The following is a 22,454-nucleotide window of genomic DNA, read 5'->3' on the forward strand; positions in this document are numbered from 1 at the left end:
GTGGTGGCCGGGTGCGCGCACCCGGCCACCACGGTGCTCACTCGGCCGGGTTGGCCTCGACCGTCTCGACCGACTGCAGCTCACCCGCGTCGTCGAACTCGTAGACCTCGATGGTGGCCGTCCCAGGCTCACCGGCGTCGGTGAAGTCCAGCGGACCGCTGGCACCGTTGTAGTCGATGTCCTCGCCGTCCTCCAGCAGGCCCAGGCACTCCTCGTAGGAGGTGCACTCGGTGCCCTCGCTCGTCACCCCGTTGACCTCGGCCTTGAAGTCGGCGGCGTTGACGGAGTCGGCCGCCACGGCAGCCAGCGCCATGGTGACGGCGCAGTCGTAGACCTGCGGCGCGAACTGGGTCTCCTCCAGGTCGGGGGCGAACTCCTGCAGCCGTGAGATGAAGTCGGGGTTGTCGGCCGAGGCCGGTGCCGTGCCCTTCATCCCGGCGATGACGCTCGGGTCGGACTCGTTGACGATGCTGCCGAGGTCGGCGGAGCGCAGACCGTCGGCACCGTAGACGCCGACGGCGTCCGGCGTGAGGCCGGCCTCGAACATCCCCTGGAGGATCTGACCGCCCTCCTCGAACGCGATGACCACCACGGCATCCGGCTGCGCCGCCTCCACCGAGGACACCACCGCGTTGAACTCACGGGCCAACGGGTCGTAGGTCTCGTTGAGCGCCACGGTCGCGCCGGCGTTCTCCAGCGCGGTCGCGGTGGCCTCGGCCAGGCCAGAGCCGTAGTCGTCCGCCCGGGCGACGATCGCGACGTTGCTGTAGCCGTCGTTGACGATGGTGTTGGCGAGCACCGGTCCCTGCAGCGCGTCCGAGGGAGCGGTGCGGATGTAGAGCCCGTCGTCCTCGTAGTCGGTGAACGTCGGGGCGGTGTTGGAGCCGGAGCACTGCATGACGTTGGCCCCGGTGACCCGGTCGATGATGGCGAGGGACATGCCGGACGCGGCGGCGCCGACGATGGCGCTGGGCTGCTCGGCGAGGATGCGGTCCGCCGCCTGCTGCGCGGCAGCCTCCTGCCCCGCCTCGTCACCGGCCACAGGAGCCGGCACCTCCTGGCCGAGCACGCCACCCGCTGCGTTGATGTCCTCGATCGCGAGACCCAGGGCCTCGATCTGGGGCGGGCCGAGGAAGGCCAGCTGGCCGGTCTCGGGGAGCACGTAGCCGAAGGTGAAGGTGTCCGAGGTGTTCCCGTCGCCCCCGGCGACCTCCTCCTCGGTCTCCATCGAGTCGTCGGAGGATCCGTCTCCCTCGTCCTCCTCGGCGGCGGTGTCCTCCGCAGCGCTCTCGTCGGTGGCGGTCTCGTCGGCGGTGTCGCCACCGCAGGCTGCGAGCAGGGCCAGCGCCGACAGGGCGGCCACGCTCCTCAGGTGCGTCTTCACACGCATGTGTCACCTCTCTGGTGTTCGGGGGGCATCGTTGCCCCGTCCACGGGATCTCACCCTAGGACGCGCCACCCACCGACGTGCCCATCGTCACCAAAACGTGACCTGGTCAGGCACGGTCCGGGCCGATGGAGGGCACGCCGGGGACGTCGGCACCTGGTCGGTGGGCCACGAGGATGGCGGTCCCGGGCAGGATCCGCCCGCGGACCGGTCCCCACCCGCCCCACTCGCGCGTCAGCCCCGGGGGCCATCCGGGTTCGACGAGGTCCGCGAGGACGAGGCCGGCGCCGTGCACCGCACGGACCAGGTCGCCCACGGTGCGGTGGTGCTCGGTGTAGGTCGCCGTCCCGTCCTCGGTCTCCTCGACGTAGGCCTCGTCGGTGACGTAGGGGTACCGGGCCACGAGACCCTCGGCGCCCGGGAGGTCGGGGAAGACCCACCGGAAGGGGTGGGGGAGCGAGAAGACCACCCGCCCCCCGGGCCGGACGACCCGCGCCCACTCCCGCAGGACCGCGTCCGCGGCCGGCACGAAGGCGAGCACCCCGTGGGCGGTGACCACGAGGTCCACGCACGCGTCGGCGAAGGGCAGGTGGGCGCCGTCGCACTGGGCGTACGCCCGGGGTGCCGGACCCGCTGACCTGCCGTCGATCCCTCGCCCGACCTGCAGCATGCCGGCGCTGAGGTCGGTGCTCACCACCCTGGCCCCCTGGGCGGCGCACCAGCGCCCGCCCTGGGCCGCACCCGCCCCGACCTCCAGGACGTCCTGCCCCTGCAGGTCGCCCAGGAGGCCCAGCTGGCGTTCCGTCCAGCCCTCGGGGCCCCAGGTGAGCTCGGCGTCCCCCAGGTCGGCCCCGTGCTCCTCGTAGTAGCGTCCGGCCTCGGAGTCCCACCAGGCGCGACCCGCCCGGGCGGACTCCTCGTGGGTGGCCCGCCGTCGCAGGGCGCGGTCGGGTGAGGTCGGGGGGCCGGGGTGGTCCATGACCCCATGATGCGCGCTTTGACCTGCCTGAGGTGCGCCGATAGGCTGTCAGGGTTCGTCATGCGTCCTCGTGGTGCCCCGGAGCTCCAGCAGCCCCCGGCCCCGCGGCGGAGGCGCGGCGGGCCTGCACACCCATCCATACATCGTGTCCACAATCGGAGCCCCTACTACATGACTGCCACCACGGCCGAGAAGGCCACCTCCCAGATCGCCGTCAACGACATCGGCTCTACGGAGGAACTGCTCGCGGCCATCGACGCCACGATCAAGAACTTCAACGACGGCGACATCGTCGAAGGAGTGATCGTCAAGGTCGACCGCGACGAGGTCCTGCTCGACATCGGCTACAAGACGGAGGGTGTCATCCCCTCCCGTGAGCTCGCCATCAAGCACGACGTCGACCCCTCCGAGGTCGTCACCGTCGGTGACGAGGTCGAGGCCCTGGTCCTCCAGAAGGAGGACAAGGAAGGTCGCCTGATCCTGTCCAAGAAGCGTGCGCAGTACGAGCGCGCCTGGGGCTCGATCGAGCAGATCAAGGAGGAGGACGGCGTCGTCACCGGCACCGTCATCGAGGTCGTCAAGGGCGGCCTCATCCTCGACATCGGTCTGCGCGGCTTCCTGCCCGCCTCTCTCGTCGAGATGCGCCGTGTCCGCGACCTCCAGCCCTACGTCGGCAAGGAGATCGAGGCCAAGATCATCGAGCTGGACAAGAACCGCAACAACGTGGTCCTGTCCCGCCGCGCCTGGCTGGAGCAGACCCAGTCCGAGGTCCGCACCACCTTCCTCAAGGAGCTGGCCAAGGGCCAGGTCCGCTCCGGGGTCGTCAGCAGCATCGTCAACTTCGGTGCCTTCGTCGACCTCGGTGGCGGTGTGGACGGCCTCGTGCACGTCTCCGAGCTGTCCTGGAAGCACATCGACCACCCGGGCGAGGTCGTCGAGGTCGGTGACGAGGTCACCGTCGAGGTGCTGGACGTCGACATGGACCGCGAGCGGGTCTCCCTCTCGCTGAAGGCGACCCTCGAGGACCCGTGGCAGACCTTCGCCCGCACGCACGCCATCGGTCAGGTCGTGCCCGGCAAGGTCACCAAGCTGGTGCCCTTCGGCGCCTTCGTGCGCGTCGAGGACGGCATCGAGGGCCTGGTCCACATCTCCGAGCTGGCCGAGCGCCACGTCGAGCTGCCCGAGCAGATCGTCACCGTCGGCGCCGAGGTGTTCGTCAAGGTCATCGACATCGACCTGGAGCGCCGCCGCATCTCGCTGTCGCTCAAGCAGGCCAACGACGCGGTCGCCAACGAGTTCGACCCGACGCTGTACGGCATGGCTGCCGAGTACGACGACCAGGGCAACTACAAGTACCCCGAGGGCTTCGACCCCGAGACCAACGAGTGGCTCGAGGGGCACGAGGAGCAGCGGGAGAAGTGGGAGAAGGAGTACGCCGACGCCCACGCCCGCTGGGAGGCCCACAAGGCGCAGGTCGAGGCCGCGTCCGAGGCCGACTCCTCGGCCGGGGTCGAGGTCGCCCCGGCGTCCACGTCGTACTCCTCGGACAACACCGCCGGCTCCGACGACGGTGCGGGCACCCTCGCCTCCGACGAGGCGCTGGCCGCGCTGCGGGAGAAGCTCACCGGGAACTGACCCCTCGGTCCCCAGGTCGACGGTCCGCCCTGCCGAACGGCAGGGCGGACCGTCGCTGTCTGCCCCCGGCCGTCGGGAGGCGGATGATACGGTGCCACGGCCGAGATCGCGCACTGACACGACACCAGTCCGACGTCAACGAAACCGGAGATCATGGACGACAATGCAGCACGCACGGACCAGGCCTCACCGGCCGGTCCTGAGACCTCGTCCGTGGAGCAGCAGCTGCTGCGCCACGGGGTGAAGCTGGGCCCCGGGGGGGTGGCCCCGAGGGTCTTCTGGCCGGCGTTGGCGCTGGTGGCGCTCGTCGCGGTGTTCTCCGCGGTCTTCACCGACACCGCCGGCACCCTCTGGAACAGCATCCAGAGCGGGATCGTCAGCAACTTCGGCTGGTTCTACACCCTCGCGATCGCCTGCTTCGTGGTGTTCGCCCTGTTCCTGGCCTTCAGCCGGTTCGGCGACATCACGCTGGGCCGGGACGGGGAGGAGGCCGAGTTCGGGCTCATGTCGTGGTTCGCCATGCTCTTCGCCGCCGGGATGGGCATCGGGCTGGTCTTCTACGGGGTCGCCGAGCCCCTCACGTTCTTCACCTCACCTCCGCCGGGGGTGTCCCCCGACGCCTCGAACGCCGACCTGGCCGAGCGCGCCATGGCCCAGACCTTCATGCACTGGGGGTTCCACCCCTGGTCGGTCTACGTCATCATCGGTCTGGCCCTGGCCTACGCGATCCACCGCAGGGGACGCCCGGTCTCGATCCGCTGGGCGCTCGAGCCCCTGTTCGGGGACCGGGTGAAGGGGACCCTGGGCGACGTCGTGGACGTCCTGGCGATCGTCGGCACCGTCTTCGGGGTCGCGACCTCGTTGGGCCTCGGCGTCACGCAGGTCGCCACCGGGCTGAGCGAGCTCGGCATCGTCGAGGAGAGCAACAACACCCTGCTGGTCGTCCTCATCGTCGCGATCACGCTGGTCGCCATCATCTCCGTGGTGAGCGGGGTCGGCAAGGGCATCAGGTACCTGTCCAACGCCAACCTCGTGCTGGCCGGGATCTTCCTGCTGGCCGTCCTCCTGCTGGGCCCCACCCTGTTCCTGGCGCGCGACTTCGTGCAGTCCCTGGGTGCCTACGCCGCCAGCATCGTCCCGATCACCTTCGAGGGCTTCGCCTTCAGCGGTGAGGAGGGGATCAGCTGGGCCAGCGGGTGGACCATCTTCTACTGGGGCTGGTGGATCTCCTGGGCACCCTTCGTCGGGGTCTTCATCGCCCGCATCTCCCGCGGCCGGACGGTCCGCGAGTTCGTCGCCGGGGCCCTGCTCGTGCCGACGATGGCCAGCTTCGTCTGGTTCACCGTCATGGGCGGTACCGCCATCATGCGGCAGATCGAGGTCGGGGATCTCGTGGGCGAGGACGGCGTCACGGCCGAGGTGGCGCTCTTCGACACCCTCGCCACGCTGCCCTTCGGCACGGTGCTCTCCGGGATCGCGATCATCCTGGTCGTCATCTTCTTCGTCACCTCCTCCGACTCCGGCTCGCTCGTCGTGGACATGCTGGCCTCCGGCGGTCACCCGGACCCGCCCACGTGGAGCCGCGTCCTGTGGGCCGGGCTGGAGGGGCTGGTGGCCATCGGGCTGCTGCTCGCCGGTGGTTCGGCGGGGCTGAGCGCCCTCCAGGCGGGCTCGGTGGCGACCGGCTTCCCGTTCGCCGTCGTCATGGTGCTCATCTCCATCTCCCTCTACAAGGCGCTGGCCACGGAGCACCGCAAGATCACCCGGGCGGAGCTGCGGCTGCGTACCCGGGAGCTGACCGGGGAGATCCACGAGAACTTCGACGACGTCTTCGGTCCCAAGGTCGACGACCGCATCGACTACGCCCTGTCCCGCAACCAGACCATGACCAAGAGGTCCGGGCGGCGCAGGAAGGATGCGCACACGGACGCCGACAACGGCTAGGTCCGACCTCGGCGAGGACCCTCCGGGGCCTCGACCTGCACCTGGGTGGCCCGGTCGACCGACCGGGCCACCCTTGTCGGTGGGGAGGGATACCGTAGAGCCATGCGTCCGACCACCGACCTCCAGCGCACGGTCAACCCGTTCCGCGTCGTCTCCGAGTTCAGCCCCAGCGGGGACCAGCCCAAGGCGATCGCGGAGCTGGCGGGCAGGGTGCAGGCGGGGGAGGAGGACATCGTCCTGCTGGGCGCCACCGGCACCGGGAAGTCGGCGACGACCGCGTGGATGATCGAGCAGGTGCAACGCCCGACGCTGGTCATGGCGCCGAACAAGACGCTCGCCGCGCAGCTGGCCAACGAGTTCAAGGAGCTGCTGCCGCACAACGCGGTGGAGTACTTCGTCAGCTACTACGACTACTACCAGCCCGAGGCCTACGTCCCGCAGACGGACACCTACATCGAGAAGGACTCCTCCATCAACGACGAGGTGGAGCGGCTGCGCCACTCGGCCACCAACTCCCTGCTCACCCGCCGGGACGTCGTCGTCGTCGCGTCGGTGTCCTGCATCTACGGCCTCGGCACGCCGCAGGAGTACGTCGACCGCATGGAGCGTCTCCGGGTGGGGGAGACGGTCGAACGCGACGAGCTGCTGCGCCGGTTCGTCACCATGCAGTACACCCGCAACGACATGGCCTTCTCCCGGGGGACGTTCCGGGTGCGCGGGGACACCGTCGAGATCATCCCCCAGTACGAGGAGCTGGCGGTGCGGATCGAGTTCTTCGGGGACGAGATCGACCGCCTCTACACCCTCAACCCGCTGACCGGGGAGGTGGTGCGGGAGGAGCAGGAGATGTACGTCTTCCCGGCCTCCCACTACGTCGCCGGGCCCGAGCGGATGGAGCGGGCGATCGGCAGCATCGAGGCCGAGCTCGCCGCCCAGCTGGAGACCTTCGAGAAGCAGGGCAAGCTGCTGGAGGCGCAGCGGCTGCGGATGCGGACCACCTACGACATCGAGATGATGCGCCAGGTGGGGTCGTGCTCCGGCATCGAGAACTACTCCCGGCACATCGACGGACGGTCCTCGGGGTCGGCCCCGAACTGCCTGCTCGACTACTTCCCCGAGGACTTCCTCCTCGTCCTGGACGAGTCCCACGTCACCGTCCCGCAGATCGGTGCGATGTACGAGGGCGACATGTCCCGCAAGCGCACCCTGGTCGACCACGGGTTCCGGCTGCCCAGCGCCATGGACAACCGCCCGCTGAAGTGGGAGGAGTTCCTGGAGCGGATCGGCCAGACCGTCTACCTGTCGGCCACCCCAGGCGACTACGAGATGGCCAAGAGCGAGGGCTACGTCGAGCAGATCATCCGCCCGACCGGGCTCGTCGACCCGCAGGTCGTCCTCAAGCCCACCAAGGGCCAGATCGACGACCTGCTGCACGAGGTCGGGGAGCGCACGGCACGGGACGAGCGGGTGCTGGTCACCACCCTGACCAAGAAGATGGCCGAGGACCTCACCGACTACCTGCTCGACAAGGGTGTCCGGGTGCGCTACCTGCACTCCGAGGTGGACACCCTGCGCCGGGTCGAGCTGCTGCGCGAGCTGCGGCTCGGCGAGTACGACGTGCTGGTGGGCATCAACCTGCTCCGGGAGGGACTCGACCTGCCCGAGGTGTCCCTGGTGAGCATCCTGGACGCCGACAAGGAGGGCTTCCTGCGCTCCGCCCGGTCGCTCATCCAGACGATCGGCCGCGCGGCCCGCAACGTCTCCGGCCAGGTGCACATGTATGCCGACACCATCACCCCCTCGATGGAGCAGGCCATCGAGGAGACCAACCGGCGCCGGGACAAGCAGCTCGCCTACAACGCCGCGCAGGGCATCGACCCGACCCCGCTGCGCAAGCGGATCGCCGACATCACCGACATGCTCGAGCGCGAGGACGCCGACACCGAGACGCTCATGGGCAGCGGGCGCAGCCAGTCCCGCGGCAAGAGCGGCGGTCGGGGACGGGCGGCCGCGTCCGTCGTCGGCACCGGCGCGGTGGAGCGCCGGGCCGGGGAGCAGCTGCCGGCGACCGAGCTGGCCGACCTCATCCACGAGCTCACCGAGCAGATGCACCAGGCCGCTACCGATCTGCACTTCGAGCTGGCGGCCCGGCTGCGGGACGAGATCGGCGACCTCAAGAAGGAGCTGCGTCAGATGCGCGAGGCCACCGGCTGACGTGCGATCATCACCCCGTCCCTGGACTCCCGGGCAGCCCGTCGAGCTGCCACCCGTCCGCTCCCTCTGAGAAGGTCGTAAACCCATGAACGTGCCCGCCTGGGTGTGGCTGACCACGTTGCTCGTCATCGGGGTCGTCTTCGCCTTCGACCTCCTGGTCCTGGGAAGGCGCCCCCACGAGCCCTCGCGCCGGGAGGTCGGCGTCGCCCTGTCGATCTACGTCGGCCTGGCCGTGCTCTTCGGCCTGGGGGTCCTCGTGGTGTCGGGGGGTCAGCTCGCGGCGGAGTTCTACGCAGGGTGGCTGATGGAGTACTCGTTGTCCATCGACAACCTGTTCATCTTCCTCATCATCATGGCCAAGTTCGGTGTCCCGCGGAAGTACCAGCAGTTCGCCCTCATGGTCGGGATCGTCATGGCACTCGCCATGCGGGCGGTCTTCATCCTCGTCGGCGCCGCTGCCATCGAACGCTGGTCCTGGGTGTTCTACGTCTTCGGTGCGTTCCTCATCTACACCGCGTTCCGGCTCGCCACGGAGAACCTCGGCCACGACGAGCAGGAGGACGACTTCCAGGAGAACGCCCTGCTGCGCTGGGTGGAGAGGCGCTTCCCGGTCACCCAGTCCTGGGACGGCGGGACCAGGCTGCGGGTGGTCGAGAGCGGCAAGCGGGTCCTCACGCCCATGGCCGTCGTCGTCCTCGCCCTGGGGACCACCGACCTCCTCTTCGCCCTGGACTCCATCCCGGCGATCTTCGGGCTGACCCAGGAGCCGTACCTCGTGCTCATGGCCAACGTCTTCGCCCTGATGGGTCTGCGTCAGCTCTACTTCCTGCTCGGGGACCTGCTCACGCGGCTGGTCTACCTCGGCCTGGGGCTGTCGGTGCTGCTGGCGTTCATCGGGGTGAAGCTCATCCTGCACGCGATGCACGAGAACGAGCTGCCGTTCCTCAACGGCGGTGAGCACTTCGGGGTGCCGGAGGTGCCGATCTGGCTCTCGCTCACCGCCATCGTCGTCATCCTCGGCGTCACCGCCCTGGCCAGCCTGACGAAGTCACGTCGGGACGCCGCCCGGGGTGCCACCGAGCCCGAGGACCAGCCTCAGGTGAGCTCGCCGGAGGCCCGCGACGACCGGTGACCCCGGACCGGCCGACCGAGCACGAAGACGCTCGCCGCCACCACGAGGACCATGCCGACCAGCTGGGACGGGGACAGCACCTGGCCGAGCACGAGCAGACCCGCCAGGGCGGCTGCGGCCGGCTCCAGGCTGAGCAGGACGCCGAAGGTGCCCGAGCGCAGTCGGCGCAGCGCCAGCAGCTCCAGGCTGTAGGGCACGGCGGAGGAGAGCAGGGCGATCCCGAGCCCGCGGAGGAGGACGTCTGCGGACCACAGCTGCGTCCCTGCCGTGAACAGGCCGACGGGCAGCATGACCACCGCGCCGAGCGCCATGCAGATGGCGATCCCGTCGAGCCCCTCGAACCGCGCGCCGGTGCGACGGCTCAGGACGATGTAGGCGGCCCAGCAGGCGCCGGCCGACGCGGCCAGCAGGATGCCCACGACGTCCAGCTCGGCCCAGGGGGTGGTCAGGGCCCCTGAGATGAGGGTCACGCCGACGAGGGCCGCCACCACGGCTGCGCCGTCGCGCGCCCGGCGCGAGAGCACGGCCGCCAGAGCCAGCGGCCCCAGGAACTCGATGGTCACCGCCACCCCGATCGGGAGCCTGGCCAGCGAGCCGTAGAACGCGAGGTTCATGGTGGTGAGCGCCACGGCGAAGAGCCCGACGACCGACCAGTCGGCGGCGCTGCGTCCGCGGACCCGGGGCCGCACGAACAGCCACAGGATGGCGGTCGCCAGGACGAGGCGCAGCGCCACCGAGCCGACGACCCCCACGACCGGCAGCAGCGTGGCGGCCAGCGCGCCGCCGAACTGGACGGAGACGACCGCGAGGAGGACGAGGGCGACCGGGTGCCCGGCCAGAGGACGACCGGGGAGGGTCACCACCCGCGTTCGCGCCACTGCGGCAACGAGCCGCGCTCGGCGCCCAGCGTCGTGTTGTCCCCGTGGCCCGGCAGGACGAGGGCGTCGTCGTCGAAGACCGCGAAGATGCGGGCCTCGAGGTCGTCCATGAGGACGGCGAAGTCGTGCGTCGAGGTGGTCCTGCCCGGCCCTCCGGGGAAGAGGCTGTCCCCGGTGAAGAGCAGGGTCGTGGTGCGGTCCGCCGCGGTGCTCAGCGCGAGCGCCACCGAGCCGGGGGTGTGCCCGCGCAGGTGCACGACGTCCAGGACCAGGTGGCCGACGCGCAGGGTGTCCCCGTCCCGGAGACGGTGGTCGACCGGCACCGGCAGGTCGTCGGCGTCGACCGCTCCGGCCAGGGTCGCCGCTCCGGTGCGCCGGACGACCTCCTGGAGCGCCCGGTGGTGGTCCCAGTGCCGGTGCGTGGTCAGGACCTGCCCCAGCTCGTGGCCCTCTCGTCTGCCGTCCTCCTCGAGCAGGCGCCCGATCCGGTCGGCGTCGTCGGCGGCATCCACCAGCAGACGCTCGCCGGTGGCGGTGCAGGTGATGAGGTAGACGTTGTTGTCCATCTCGCTCACGCTGCACTTGCGCACCACGACCGAGCCGAGGTCGTAGATCCAGCTCGCGCCGCCGGGGGTGACGTGTCCGTGCAGGTCTTCGGGCTTCACGCGGCGAGTCTAGGCGGGACGGCTCACACGGCCATCGGCCGGTCCGTGGCCTTGATCGGGGACGGCAGCGTGGTGGTCCCGGAGAGGTAGCGGTCGACCGTGGCCGCACAGGCGCGGCCCTCGGCGATGGCCCACACGATGAGCGACTGCCCACGACCGCAGTCACCGGCCGCGAAGACCCCCGGCAGCGGGGTCGCGAAGGCGTCGTCACGCTCGTAGGTGTTGCGCGCGGACCGGGGCAGCACCTCCTCGGGTGCCGCCTGGTCGTCCGGGCCGACGAAGCCCATCGCGAGCAGCACGAGCTCGGCCGGGATCTCCCGCTCGCTGCCCTCGGTCGGCACGAACCGCCCGTCGGCGAACGCGCCGTCGACCATGACCAGACCGCGCACCCGGCCCTCGTCGTCACCGAGGACCTCGACGGTGGACGCGCCGTACGTGCGGTCGCCGCCCTCCTCGTGCGCCTCGCTCACCTTGTAGAGCATGGGGTAGGTGGGCCAGGGCTGGTTCTCGGGCCGCTCCTGCGGGGGTGTCGGCATGATCTCCAGCTGCAGGACCGACGCCGCCCCGTGCCGGTGCGCGGTCCCGAGGCAGTCGGCGCCGGTGTCGCCCCCACCGATGATGACGACGTGCTTGCCGCTGGCGTCGATCCCGCGCGGGCCGCCCAGCGCCTCCTTGTTGGCGGGCACGAGGAAGTCCATGGCCGGGTGGACGCCGTCCAGCTCGGCTCCCGGCACCTGCAGCATCCGGGGCACCGTCGACCCGGTCGCGAGGACCACGGCGTCGAAGCGCTCACGGAGCTGGTCCAGCGACTCGTCGTCCGGCCCCTCGCCACCGATCGTGACGCCGGTGACGAACCGGATGCCCTCGGCGCGCAGCTGGACGAGGCGACGGTCCAGGACGGACTTCTCCATCTTGAACTCCGGTATGCCGTAGCGCAGCAGTCCGCCGACCGCGTCGGAGCGCTCGTAGACGACGACCGTGTGCCCGGCCCGACCGAGCTGCTGCGCGGCCGCCAGCCCGGCCGGACCGGACCCGACGACGGCGACGGTCTTGCCGCTGAGCCACTCCGGCTCCTGGGGCGTGACGCGGCCGTTGGAGAACGCCCGGTCGATGATCGAGACCTCGATCTGCTTGATGGTCACCGGCGGTTGGTTGATGCCCAGCACGCAGGCGGTCTCGCACGGTGCGGGGCACAGCCGGCCGGTGAACTCCGGGAAGTTGTTGGTGGCGTGCAGGCGCTCGATGGCCTCGGCGAAGTTGGCCCGGCGGGTCTGGTCGTTCCACTCCGGGATGAGGTTGCCGAGCGGGCACCCCGTGTGGCAGAAGGGGATGCCGCAGTCCATGCACCGGCTGGCCTGCCGTTGCAGGACGGAGGTCTCCTGCTCGCCGTGCACCTCCTCCCAGTCCATGATCCGCACGGGGACCGGGCGCGAGGGCCGGTTCTCCCGCTCTCGGTGGGTCAGGAAGCCTTTGGGGTCAGCCATGGGAGTCCTCCAGGATGAGCTGCCAAGCGTGGGGGCCGTTGGGGTCGTCGCCGCGTTCCTCCGCCTCCCGACGGATGCGCAGCACGCTGGCGTACTGGCGCGGGGTGACGACGGTGAGCCGGAGAGCCCAGTCGGGGTCGTCGAGCAACGCACGGGCGACCGTGCTGCCGGTGAGCTCGGTGTGCTCCTCGAGCAGCGCACGCACGTGGTCGACGTGCTCGGTCTCGGCCAGGGGGGCGAGGAGCAGGTCGCCGTTCGCGACGGCCAGCGGGTTGAGCGTGCCGCGGTCCAGGTCCAGGACCACGCCGGTGCCGCCCGACATCCCCGCACCGAGGTTGCGGCCGGTCCGGCCCAGGACGAGCGCCAGCCCACCGGTCATGTACTCCAGGGCGTGGTCGCCCACCCCCTCGACGACCGCGGTGGCCCCGGAGTTGCGGACGCAGAACCGTTCGCCCACGACACCGCGCAGGTTGACCTGCCCGGACGTCGCTCCGTAGCAGATGACGTTGCCCGCGACGACCTGGTCGGTGGCGACGAAGGCCGACCCCTCCTCGGGCCGGACCACGATCCGACCTCCGGAGAGCCCCTTGCCGACGAAGTCGTTGGCGTCACCGACGAGGCGCAGGGTGATCCCGCGGGGCAGGAAGGCCCCGAGGGACTGCCCGGCCGACCCGGTGAGCGTGAGGTCGATGGTGCCGTCCGGCAGCCCGTCCGGGCCGGCGGCGACCGTGACGTGGTGGCCCAGGAGGGTGCCCACCGTGCGGTTGACGTTCGTGATCGGGAACGAGCCCACCACGGGGGTGCCGTCCTCGAGGGCGGGGGCAGCCAGCTCCACGAGCCGGTTGTCCAGCGCCGCCTCCAGACCGTGCTCCTGCGTCGTGGTGCAGTGCCGGGAGGCGCCCTCGGGCAGGTCGGTCAGGTGCAGGACGGGGGAGAGGTCCAGCCCGTCGGCCTTCCAGTGCTCGACGGCTCGGGAGGTGTCCAGGAGGTCGGAGCGTCCGATCACCTCGTCCATCGAGCGGTACCCCAGGCTCGCGAGCAGCTCACGCACCTGCTGGGCGATGAACTCGAAGAAGGTGACCACGAACTCGGCCTTGCCGGTGTAGCGCTCGCGCAGCTCGGGGTTCTGCGTGGCGATGCCCACGGGGCAGGTGTCGAGGTGGCAGACCCGCATCATGATGCAGCCGGAGACCACGAGGGGAGCGGTGGCGAAGCCGTACTCCTCCGCACCCAGGAGGGCGGCGACGAGGACGTCGCGACCCGTCTTGAGCTGGCCGTCGCACTGCACGACGATCCGGTCGCGCAGCCCGTTGAGCAGCAGCGTCTGCTGGGTCTCCGCGAGCCCGAGCTCCCAGGGCGTCCCGGCGTGCTTGAGCGAGGTGAGCGGGCTGGCACCGGTGCCCCCGTCGTGCCCAGAGATGAGCACGACGTCGGACTTGGCCTTGGACACGCCGGCGGCGACGGTCCCGACGCCGATCTGGCTCACCAGCTTGACGTGGATGCGCGCACGGGGGTTGGCGTTCTTGAGGTCGTGGATGAGCTGCTTGATGTCCTCGATGGAGTAGATGTCGTGGTGCGGGGGCGGTGAGATGAGGCCCACCCCAGGGGTGGAGTGCCGGGTGCTCGCCACCCAGGGGTAGACCTTGCCCGGGGGCAGCTGGCCGCCCTCTCCCGGCTTTGCGCCCTGCGCCATCTTGATCTGGATGTCGTCGGCGTGCACGAGGTACGGCGAGGTGACGCCGAAGCGGCCCGAGGCCACCTGCTTGATCGCCGATCGACGCTCCGGGTCCAGCAGCCGCTCCACGTCCTCGCCGCCCTCACCGGTGTTGGACTTGCCGCCCAGCCGGTTCATGGCGACGGCCAGCGTCTCGTGCGCCTCCTGGGAGATCGAGCCGTAGCTCATGGCGCCCGTGGCGAAGCGCCGGACGATGGCGCTGACCGGCTCGACCTCCTCGATGTCGATCGGGTCCCGGTCCGGCTGCAGCCGGAACAGCCCCCGCAGGGTCATGAGGCTCGCGGACTGCTCGTCGACGAGGTCGGTGTAGCGGGTGAAGACGTCGTACCGACCCTCGCGGGTGGCGTGCTGCAGCCGGAAGACCGCCTCCGGGCTGAAGAGGTGAGGGGGCCCCTCACGGCGCCACTGGTACTCACCGCCGATGTCGAGCGCCCGGTGGTAGGGCGGGATGCCGGAGAGGGGGTAGGCCACGGCGTGGCGGCGCGCCACCTCCTCGGCGATGACCCCCAGACCCACCCCGTCGATCTGGCTGGTCGTGCCGGTGAACCACCGGGTGACGACGTCCTGCGACAGGCCGACGGCCTCGAAGGTCTGGGCGCCGCGGTAGGAGGCGATCGTGGAGATCCCCATCTTGGACATGACCTTGAGGACACCCTTGCCCAGCGCCTTGATGAGGTTCCGGATGGCGACGTCCGGGTCGAGGCCGTCCAGCAGCTGACCGGCCGAGCACAGGTTCTCCACCGTCTCCATGGCCAGGTACGGGTTGACGGCCGCCGCGCCGTAGGCCACGAGCAGCGCCACGTGGTGGGTCTCGCGCACGTCCCCGGCCTCGACGAGGAGCCCGACCCGGGTGCGGGTGTTGTTGCGCACGAGGTGGTGGTGCACCGCGCTGGTGAGCAGCAGCGAGGGGATCGGCGCCCGCTCCCGGTCGGCGTGCCGATCCGAGAGCACCACGAAGAAGGCTCCGCCGGCGATGGCCTCGTCGACCTCGGCGCAGATCTCCTCCAGCCGCTGCTCGAGAGCCGCGGCACCGCCGTCGACGCGGTAGAGCCCGCGGACGACCACGGCGGCGAGCCCGGGGTGCTCTCCGTCGGCGTTGATGCGGCGCAGCTTGGCGAGCTGGTCGTTGTCGATGACCGGGAACGGCAGGACGACCTGCCGCGCGTGCGCCGGCGTCTCGTCGAGCAGGTTGGGCTCGGGACCGCTCGACGCCTCGAGCGAGGTGACGATCTCCTCGCGGATCGCGTCCAGCGGCGGGTTGGTCACCTGTGCGAAGGCCTCGACGAAGTAGTCGAAGAGCAGCCGCGGCCGGTCGGACAGCACCGCGATCGGGGTGTCGGTCCCCATGGCGCCCAGCGGCTCGGCCCCGGCCTGCGCCATCGGGGCCAGGATGATGCGCAGCTCCTCCTCGGTGTAGCCGAAGATCTGCTGGCGCCGGGTCACGGACGCGTGGGTGTGGCGCACGTGGACCTGCGTGGGCAGGGAGTCCATGTGCACCAGCTCCGCGTCGAGCCACTCGCGGTAGGGCTGGCTGGCGGCCAGGTCACGCTTCACCTCGGTGTCGTCCAGGATCTCCCCGCGCTCGAGGTCGACGAGGAACATCCGGCCGGGGGCGACCCGGCCCTTGCGCACCACCCGCTCGGGCGGGAGCGGCAGCAGGCCCGACTCGGACCCGAGCACGACGAGGCCGTCGTCGGTGACCCAGTACCGGGAGGGGCGCAGCCCGTTGCGGTCGAGCACGGCCCCGACCTGGGTACCGTCGGTGAACACCAGGTTGGCTGGACCGTCCCACGGCTCCATGAGCATGGAGTGGAACTCGTAGAAGGCGCGGACGTCGGGGTCCATCGTCTCGTCGTTCTCCCAGGACTCCGGGATCATCATGAGGACCGCGTGGGGGAGGGACCGTCCGCCGAGGCTGAGCAGCTCCAGCACCTCGTCGAAGGTCGCGGAGTCGCTGGCGTCCGGGGTGCAGATCGGCAGCGCGTCCGCCAGGTCGCCGGGGAAGAGCTCGCTGCGCAGCTCGGACTGGCGGGCCCTCATCCAGTTGCGGTTGCCCTTGACGGTGTTGATCTCCCCGTTGTGGGCGATGACCCGGTAGGGGTGGGCCAGCGGCCAGGAGGGGAAGGTGTTGGTCGAGAAGCGCGAGTGGACGACCGCCAGGGCGCTCGTGAAGCGCTCGTCGGTGAGGTCCGGGAAGTAGGCCGGCAGCTGGTCGGTGGTGAGCATGCCCTTGTAGGTCATGGTCCGCGTGGAGAGGGACACGGGGTAGGCGGGCGTGCGCCGCTCGACGCGCTTGCGGGCCAGCCAGACGCGGCGCTCCAGCTCCAGACCGGACTCCTGCGGGGCGTCGTCGCCGGCGGCGACGACGAGCTGGCGCATGACCGGCATGACCGACAGCGCGGTCGGACCGATGAGGCCGGGGTCGACCGGGACCTCGCGCCAGCCGAGCACCCGCAGCCCGGAGGTCTCGACGATCTCCTCCACCTGCGCCACGACCTCGTCGGTCTGCCCCTGCCCCGGCAGGAACACGATGCCCGCGGCGTACCGGCCGGGCTCGGGGAGCTCGAAGGGCAGCACCTCGCGCAGGAAGGCGTCCGGCAGCTGGGTGAGGATGCCGGCGCCGTCACCGGTGTTCTCCTCGCTGCCGACGGCACCGCGGTGGTCCAGGTTGTGGAGGGCGGTGAGCGCCTGGGTGACGATGTCGTGGCGGGGGACCCCGTCGAGGGTGGCCACGAAGGCGACGCCGCAGCTGTCGTGCTCGTGGGCGCCGTCGTAGAGACCCTGGGGGGCAGCCCCCGGGACGGGACGCAGGGCAGAGGAGGTCTGGTCGATCGACTCTGTCATGGGATCACCGGATTTCAGGACGGGGCGCAGCCACGGGAGTGGCGGGCCAGGAGAACACGAGCGGGGCGTCGACGACCCGGCGATGGTTTCATGCAGGGTTCAGCATACCTATGCAATTGCCCTGGGGGAAAAGCCGTCGAGGGAGAGGTGTGTCGGTAGCGGGACCTACAGTGGTGGGGTGCCATCTTCCTCTCCCGCTCCCGCCGTGTCACGCGCCCGTCACGACCGCCTCGTCGTCCAGGGCGCGCGCGAGCACAACCTGCGCGACGTCTCGGTCGAGATCCCGCGCGACTCCCTCGTGGTGTTCACCGGGCTGTCGGGCTCGGGCAAGTCCTCGCTCGCCTTCGACACCATCTTCGCCGAGGGACAGCGCCGCTACGTCGAGTCCCTGTCCGCCTACGCCCGGATGTTCCTCGGCCAGATGGACAAGCCGGACGTGGACTTCATCGAGGGGCTCTCACCAGCGGTCTCCATCGACCAGAAGTCGACCAACCGCAACCCACGGTCCACGGTCGGCACCATCACCGAGGTCTACGACTACCTCCGGCTCCTCTTCGCGCGGGTGGGTCGGCCGCACTGCCCGGTATGCGGGGAGCCGGTCGAGCGGCAGACCCCCCAGCAGGTGGTGGACCGCCTCCTGCAGCTGCCGACGGGGGTCCGCTACCAGCTCCTGGCCCCGGTGGTCCGGGGGCGCAAGGGCGAGTTCGTCGACCTGTTCGCCGAGCTGCAGTCCAAGGGCTTCGCCCGCGCCCGGGTCGACGGCGAGCTCGTGACCCTCACCGATCCGCCGACCCTGGAGAAGCAGAAGAAGCACAGCATCGACGTCGTCGTCGACCGTCTGGTCAGCAAGACCGGTGACGGTGCGGAGCCCGGCGCTCCCGACCGGGCCTACGCGCGCCGGCTCACCGACTCGGTGGAGACGGCGCTGTCGCTGGCCGGCGGCATCATGGTGGCCGAGTTCGTCGACGTCCCGGCGGACGGCGTCGACGCCGGGAGCCGCCCGACGCCGCTGGACCAGGACGGCGAGGCCCTGCCCCGTGAGCGGCGGTTCTCCGAGCGGATGGCCTGCCCCAACGACCACCCGCTGTCGATCGACGAGGTGGAGCCGCGCTCCTTCTCCTTCAACAGCCCCTTCGGCGCCTGTCCGGACTGCACCGGCATCGGGGTCGAGCTGGAGGTCGACCCCGAGCTGGTCGTGCGCGAGGACCTCAGCATCCTCGGCGGTGCGCTGGTGCCGTGGTCGACGGCCTCCGGGCTGAGCGACTACTTCCTGCGCGTCCTCGGCGGGCTCTCCGACGACCTGGGCTTCCGCATGGACGTGCCCTGGAAGGAGCTGCCGGGGCGGGCCCGCGACGCCATCCTCGAGGGCTACCAGCACAAGGTGCACGTGCGCTACCGCAACCGGTTCGGTCGGGAGCGGAGCTACTCCACCGGGTTCGAGGGGGTGCTGCCCTACGTCAAGCGCAAGCACGCCGAGACCGAGTCGGAGAGCAGCCGGGAGCGCTACGAGGGCTACATGCGCGAGGTCCCCTGCCCCACCTGCCGGGGCGCCCGCCTCAAGCCGGAGATCCTGGCCATCCACGTCGGGGGTCGCAGCATCGCCGAGGTCTGCGCCATGCCGCTGGACCAGTGCGCGGACTTCCTCTCCACGGTGGACTACACCGCCCGCGAGGCGGCCATCGCGGGCCAGGTCAGCCGGGAGATCGACGCCCGGCTCGGCTTCCTGCTCGACGTGGGTCTGGACTACCTCTCCCTCGACCGCCCGGCCGGGACCCTCTCGGGCGGCGAGGCCCAGCGCATCCGGCTGGCGACCCAGATCGGCTCCGGCCTGGTCGGGGTGCTCTACGTCCTGGACGAGCCGAGCATCGGGCTGCACCAGCGGGACAACCACCGGCTGATCGAGACGTTGACGCGTCTGCGCGACCTCGGCAACACGCTCATCGTGGTCGAGCACGACGAGGACACCATCGCCGTCGCGGACTGGGTGGTCGACATCGGTCCGGGGGCCGGCGAGCACGGCGGTCACGTCGTGCACAGCGGGTCCGTGGACGGGCTGCTCCACCACCCGACCTCCTTGACCGGCCAGTACCTCTCCGGTCGCAAGTCCATCGAGACACCCTCGGACCGCCGTCCGCAGGACGGGCGACGCGTGGTGGTGCGCGGTGCCCGCGAGCACAACCTCCAGCAGGTCGACGTGGGCTTCCCGCTGGGCAACATGGTCGCCGTAACCGGGGTCAGCGGGTCGGGCAAGTCGACCCTCGTCAACGACATCCTCTACCGCGTGCTCGCCAACCAGCTCAACGGTGCACGGCACGTGCCCGGCCGGCACCGCAAGGTGGAGGGCCTGGACCACCTCGACAAGGTCGTCCACGTCGACCAGAGCCCGATCGGGCGGACCCCCCGCAGCAACCCGGCCACCTACACCGGTCTGTTCGACCACATCCGCAAGCTCTTCGCCACGACCACCGAGGCCAAGGTGCGCGGCTACCAGCCGGGGCGCTTCTCGTTCAACGTCAAGGGGGGCCGCTGCGAGGCGTGCTCGGGCGACGGCACGCTGAAGATCGAGATGAACTTCCTGCCCGACGTCTACGTGCCGTGCGAGGTCTGCCAGGGCAAGCGCTACAACCGCGAGACCCTGGAGGTGCACTTCAAGGGGCGCACGATCTCCGACGTGCTGGAGATGCCCATCGAGGAGGCCGCCGACTTCTTCTCGGCGGTGCCGGTGCTGGCCCGCCACCTCACGACCCTGGTCGAGGTGGGTCTGGGCTACGTGCGCCTGGGACAGCCCGCCACGACGCTGTCCGGGGGAGAGGCGCAACGGGTCAAGCTGGCCGCCGAGCTGCAGAAGCGGTCGACGGGTCGCACCATCTACGTCCTGGACGAGCCGACCACCGGTCTGCACTTCGAGGACATCCGCCGCCTGCTCGGGGTGCTGCAGGGTCTGGTCGACAAGGGCAACACCGTCCTCGTCATCGAGCACAACCTCGACGTCATCAAGTCGGCCGACTGGGTCGTCGACCTCGGGCCGGAGGGTGGCCGGGGCGGCGGGAAGGTGGTGGCCGAGGGGACACCCGAGCAGGTCGCCAGGGTGGCCGCGAGCCATACTGGACGCTTCCTCGCACCCGTCCTCGGCCTGGAACGGAGGTCCACCGCATGACCCGGCCATCTCAGGAGCACCACCCGGGCGCCGGCTGCTCGTCGGCCTGCGCGACCGGACCCGCCCGGCGTCGGTTGCTCGCCGCCGGGGGCGGGCTGGCGGTCGTCGGGTCGCTGGCCGCCTGCGGGGGCGGCCAGGAGGACGCGCCGGCCGGGTCCGGCACCGGCGGCTCGGACACGGCCGGTGCCGGGACCAGGGTGCCGCTGGCGGACGTCCCGGTCGGCGGCAGCCGTTACCTCGAGGACGCCGACGTCGTGGTCGCGCAGCCCACCGAGGGCGAGGTCGTGGCGTACGACGCCACGTGCCCGCACCAGGGGTGCATGGTCTCCACCACGGGTGAGGACGGCACCCTCGTGTGCCCGTGCCACGGGAGCGCCTTCGCCCTGGCCGACGGTGCCGTGGTGCAGGGACCCGCGACGGAAGGGCTGGCCACCCTGACGGCCACGGTGGACGGCGCCGACGTCGTCATCAGTGGCTGACCCCCGCAGCTACCGGCCCCGACCCGGCGAGATCCCCACGGACCCCGGGGTCTACCGGTTCCGGGACCAGCACGGCCGGGTCATCTACGTCGGCAAGGCGCGGTCGCTGCGTCCCCGGCTCTCGTCCTACTTCCAGGACCTCCGGGCCCTGCACCCGCGGACCGCGCAGATGGTCACCACCGGCGCGAGCGTGGAGTGGACGGTCGTCCGCAACGAGGTCGAGGCCCTGCAGCTGGAGTACTCCTGGATCAAGGAGTTCGACCCCCGGTTCAACGTCAAGTACCGCGACGACAAGTCCTACCCCTACCTCGCCGTCACCATGGGCGAGGAGATCCCTCGCGCCCAGGTCATGCGCGGCAAGAAGCGTCCGGGCACCCGCTACTTCGGTCCCTACACCCACGCCTGGGCGATCCGGGAGACGATGGACACCCTCCTGCGCGTCTTCCCGGTCCGCACCTGCTCGGCAGGGGTCTTCCGCCGGGCGGAGCAGGTCGGGCGCCCCTGCCTCCTGGGCTACATCGACAAGTGCTCCGCCCCCTGCGTCGGCCGCGTCGACCCGGAGGAGCACCGCGCCATCGCCGAGGACTTCTGCGCCTTCATGGCCGGCGACAGCGCCCGCTTCGTGCGGGACCTCGAGGACCGCATGCGCCAGGCGTCGGCGGACCTGGACTTCGAGACCGCGGCCCGGCTGCGGGACGACCTCGGGGCCCTGCGCAAGGCCCTCGAACGCTCGGCGGTCGTGCTGTCGGACGCGACCGACGCGGACGTCTACGCCCTCGCCGAGGACGAGCTGGAGGTGGCGGTGCAGGTCTTCCACGTCCGCGGCGGCCGGATCCGGGGTCAGCGGGGCTGGGTGAGCGAGAAGGGCGCCGAGTCCACCCCCGAGGTGGTCGAGCACCTGCTGCAGCAGGTCTACGGCGCCGAGCGCGGCGAGGACGTGCCGCGGGAGGTCCTGGTCCCGATGCTGCCGGAAGGGCACGAGGAGGTGCAGCAGTGGCTCACCGGGCTGCGCGGCGCCCGGGTGGGCGTCCGGGTGCCCCAGCGGGGTGACAAGCGCACCCTCATGCAGACGGTCGCGCGCAACGCCGAGCAGGCCCTGGCGCGGCACAAGGTGGCCCGGTCCGGCGACCTCACGCTGCGCTCGCAGGCGCTGCAGGAGCTGCAGGAGGTCCTCGAGCTGGACGATGCGCCCCTGCGGATCGAGTCCTTCGACATCAGCCACGTCCAGGGCAGCGACGTGGTGGGGTCCATGGTCGTCTTCGAGGACGGGCTCGCCCGCAAGGGGGAGTACCGCCGGTTCATCGTGCGGTCGGGCACGGGGGACGACACGGCCGCCATGCACGAGGTGCTCACCCGACGTTTCCGGCACCTCGCCGACGCCCCCACCCCGGGAGCGGACGAGGAGGGGAAGCCGGCGAGGTTCGCCTACCCCCCCAACCTCGTCGTCGTGGACGGCGGACGTCCGCAGGTCCGGGCCGCGCAGAGCGCCCTGGCCGAGGTGGGCGTCGCCGACGTGGCCGTCATCGGGCTCGCCAAGCGGCTCGAGGAGGTGTGGAACGCCGACCAGGACTACCCGGTGGTGCTGCCCCGCACCAGCGAGGCGCTCTACCTCCTGCAGCGCGTGCGGGACGAGGCGCACCGCTTCGCCAACACCTTCCACCGGCAGCGACGCTCCCGCAGCATGACCACGAGCGCCCTGGACGGCATCCCCGGTCTCGGCCCCGCGCGCCAGCAGGCCCTGCTCCGTCACCTCGGCTCGGTCAAGGCGGTGCGGACCGCCACGGTGGAGCAGCTCCAGGAGGTGCCGGGGGTCGGGCCGGCCCTGGCCGCCGTGGTGCACGAGCGGCTGTCCGGCGAGCAGCCCGCGCCTGCGGTTAACCTGAGCACGGGAGAGGTGCTCGAGTGACCCGGCGCCGTGCCG

At 70.9% G+C, this 22,454-nt stretch carries 13 protein-coding genes; 7 read left to right on the forward strand and 6 right to left on the reverse strand.

All coding sequences use genetic code 11. From position 1 onward, the window contains the following. Window positions 1-37: 37 nt before the first annotated feature. Together Q0967_RS07450 and Q0967_RS07455 are read right to left on the reverse strand one after the other, a co-directional pair. Window positions 38-1,390: an ABC transporter substrate-binding protein gene (locus Q0967_RS07450; protein WP_298749557.1), complete on the reverse strand. Its 1,353-nt coding sequence runs from the start codon at window positions 1,388-1,390 to the stop codon at window positions 38-40. Window positions 1,391-1,496: 106 nt separating this feature from the next. Continuing rightward, window positions 1,497-2,366, reverse strand: a complete 870-nt coding sequence (locus Q0967_RS07455; RefSeq protein WP_298749555.1) for a class I SAM-dependent methyltransferase — start codon at window positions 2,364-2,366, stop codon at window positions 1,497-1,499. A gap of 171 nt (window positions 2,367-2,537) precedes the next feature. On the opposite strand from Q0967_RS07455, the gene rpsA reads away from it, so the two are divergent. The 4 genes from rpsA to Q0967_RS07475 all read left to right on the forward strand — a co-directional run bounded on the left by rpsA (window position 2,538) and on the right by Q0967_RS07475 (window position 9,291). Then, on the forward strand, window positions 2,538-4,001 hold the full coding sequence (gene rpsA / locus Q0967_RS07460; RefSeq protein ID WP_298749553.1) for a 30S ribosomal protein S1: 1,464 nt from the start codon (window positions 2,538-2,540) through the stop codon (window positions 3,999-4,001). 153 nt (window positions 4,002-4,154) lie between these two features. Next, on the forward strand, window positions 4,155-5,945 hold the full coding sequence (locus Q0967_RS07465) for a BCCT family transporter (RefSeq protein WP_299449559.1): 1,791 nt from the start codon (window positions 4,155-4,157) through the stop codon (window positions 5,943-5,945). A gap of 102 nt (window positions 5,946-6,047) precedes the next feature. Continuing rightward, window positions 6,048-8,159, forward strand: coding sequence for an excinuclease ABC subunit UvrB (uvrB, locus tag Q0967_RS07470; RefSeq protein WP_298749548.1), 2,112 nt, complete (start codon window positions 6,048-6,050; stop codon window positions 8,157-8,159). An 85-nt stretch (window positions 8,160-8,244) separates the two neighbouring features. Continuing rightward, the gene (locus Q0967_RS07475) at window positions 8,245-9,291 is read left to right on the forward strand and encodes a TerC family protein (protein ID WP_298749546.1); all 1,047 of its coding nucleotides are present in this window, start codon (window positions 8,245-8,247) and stop codon (window positions 9,289-9,291) included. Here Q0967_RS07475 and Q0967_RS07480 read toward each other — a convergent pair. From Q0967_RS07480 to gltB, 4 genes are read right to left on the reverse strand one after another with little or no spacing between them, the layout of a single operon-like run. Beyond that, window positions 9,255-10,154 carry a DMT family transporter gene (locus tag Q0967_RS07480; RefSeq protein ID WP_298749545.1) on the reverse strand — a complete coding sequence of 300 codons (900 nt, stop codon included), beginning with the start codon at window positions 10,152-10,154 and terminating at the stop codon, window positions 9,255-9,257. The two genes, Q0967_RS07475 and Q0967_RS07480, sit on opposite strands and share 37 nt — an antisense overlap. Beyond that, window positions 10,148-10,834, reverse strand: a complete 687-nt coding sequence (locus tag Q0967_RS07485; RefSeq protein WP_298749542.1) for an MBL fold metallo-hydrolase — start codon at window positions 10,832-10,834, stop codon at window positions 10,148-10,150. The genes Q0967_RS07480 and Q0967_RS07485 overlap by 7 nt, the downstream gene beginning before the upstream one ends. A gap of 23 nt (window positions 10,835-10,857) precedes the next feature. Then, a complete protein-coding gene (locus Q0967_RS07490; RefSeq protein ID WP_298749540.1) occupies window positions 10,858-12,318 on the reverse strand; it encodes a glutamate synthase subunit beta in 1,461 nt (486 codons plus the stop codon). Then, window positions 12,311-16,897, reverse strand: coding sequence for a glutamate synthase large subunit (gltB, locus tag Q0967_RS07495; protein ID WP_298749538.1), 4,587 nt, complete (start codon window positions 16,895-16,897; stop codon window positions 12,311-12,313). Before gltB ends, Q0967_RS07490 begins: the two co-directional genes overlap by 8 nt. A 205-nt stretch (window positions 16,898-17,102) precedes the next feature. Between gltB and uvrA the strand changes: the two genes are divergently transcribed. From uvrA to uvrC, 3 genes are read left to right on the forward strand one after another with little or no spacing between them, the layout of a single operon-like run. Next, window positions 17,103-20,054 carry an excinuclease ABC subunit UvrA gene (gene uvrA / locus Q0967_RS07500; RefSeq protein ID WP_298749536.1) on the forward strand — a complete coding sequence of 984 codons (2,952 nt, stop codon included), beginning with the start codon at window positions 17,103-17,105 and terminating at the stop codon, window positions 20,052-20,054. Further along, window positions 20,051-20,533, forward strand: coding sequence for a Rieske (2Fe-2S) protein (locus Q0967_RS07505; RefSeq protein ID WP_298749534.1), 483 nt, complete (start codon window positions 20,051-20,053; stop codon window positions 20,531-20,533). Before uvrA ends, Q0967_RS07505 begins: the two co-directional genes overlap by 4 nt. After that, on the forward strand, window positions 20,526-22,439 hold the full coding sequence (uvrC, locus tag Q0967_RS07510; RefSeq protein ID WP_298749532.1) for an excinuclease ABC subunit UvrC: 1,914 nt from the start codon (window positions 20,526-20,528) through the stop codon (window positions 22,437-22,439). Before Q0967_RS07505 ends, uvrC begins: the two co-directional genes overlap by 8 nt. Window positions 22,440-22,454: the final 15 nt, after the last annotated feature.

It is taken from the genome of uncultured Serinicoccus sp., from assembly GCF_947500995.1.
GTDB lineage: Bacteria > Actinomycetota > Actinomycetes > Actinomycetales > Dermatophilaceae > Ornithinicoccus.

Excerpts from the sequence above, each read along its gene's own strand:
- Q0967_RS07450 (WP_298749557.1), bottom strand. The coding sequence starts at position 1,390 with ATGCGTGTGAAGACGCACCTGAGGAGCGTGGCCGCCCTGTCGGCGCTG.
- Q0967_RS07455 (WP_298749555.1), bottom strand. The coding sequence starts at position 2,366 with ATGGACCACCCCGGCCCCCCGACCTCACCCGACCGCGCCCTGCGACGG.
- rpsA (WP_298749553.1), top strand. The coding sequence starts at position 2,538 with ATGACTGCCACCACGGCCGAGAAGGCCACCTCCCAGATCGCCGTCAAC.
- Q0967_RS07465 (WP_299449559.1), top strand. The coding sequence starts at position 4,155 with ATGGACGACAATGCAGCACGCACGGACCAGGCCTCACCGGCCGGTCCT.
- uvrB (WP_298749548.1), top strand. The coding sequence starts at position 6,048 with ATGCGTCCGACCACCGACCTCCAGCGCACGGTCAACCCGTTCCGCGTC.
- Q0967_RS07475 (WP_298749546.1), top strand. The coding sequence starts at position 8,245 with ATGAACGTGCCCGCCTGGGTGTGGCTGACCACGTTGCTCGTCATCGGG.
- Q0967_RS07490 (WP_298749540.1), bottom strand. The coding sequence starts at position 12,318 with ATGGCTGACCCCAAAGGCTTCCTGACCCACCGAGAGCGGGAGAACCGG.
- gltB (WP_298749538.1), bottom strand. The coding sequence starts at position 16,897 with ATGACAGAGTCGATCGACCAGACCTCCTCTGCCCTGCGTCCCGTCCCG.
- Q0967_RS07505 (WP_298749534.1), top strand. The coding sequence starts at position 20,051 with ATGACCCGGCCATCTCAGGAGCACCACCCGGGCGCCGGCTGCTCGTCG.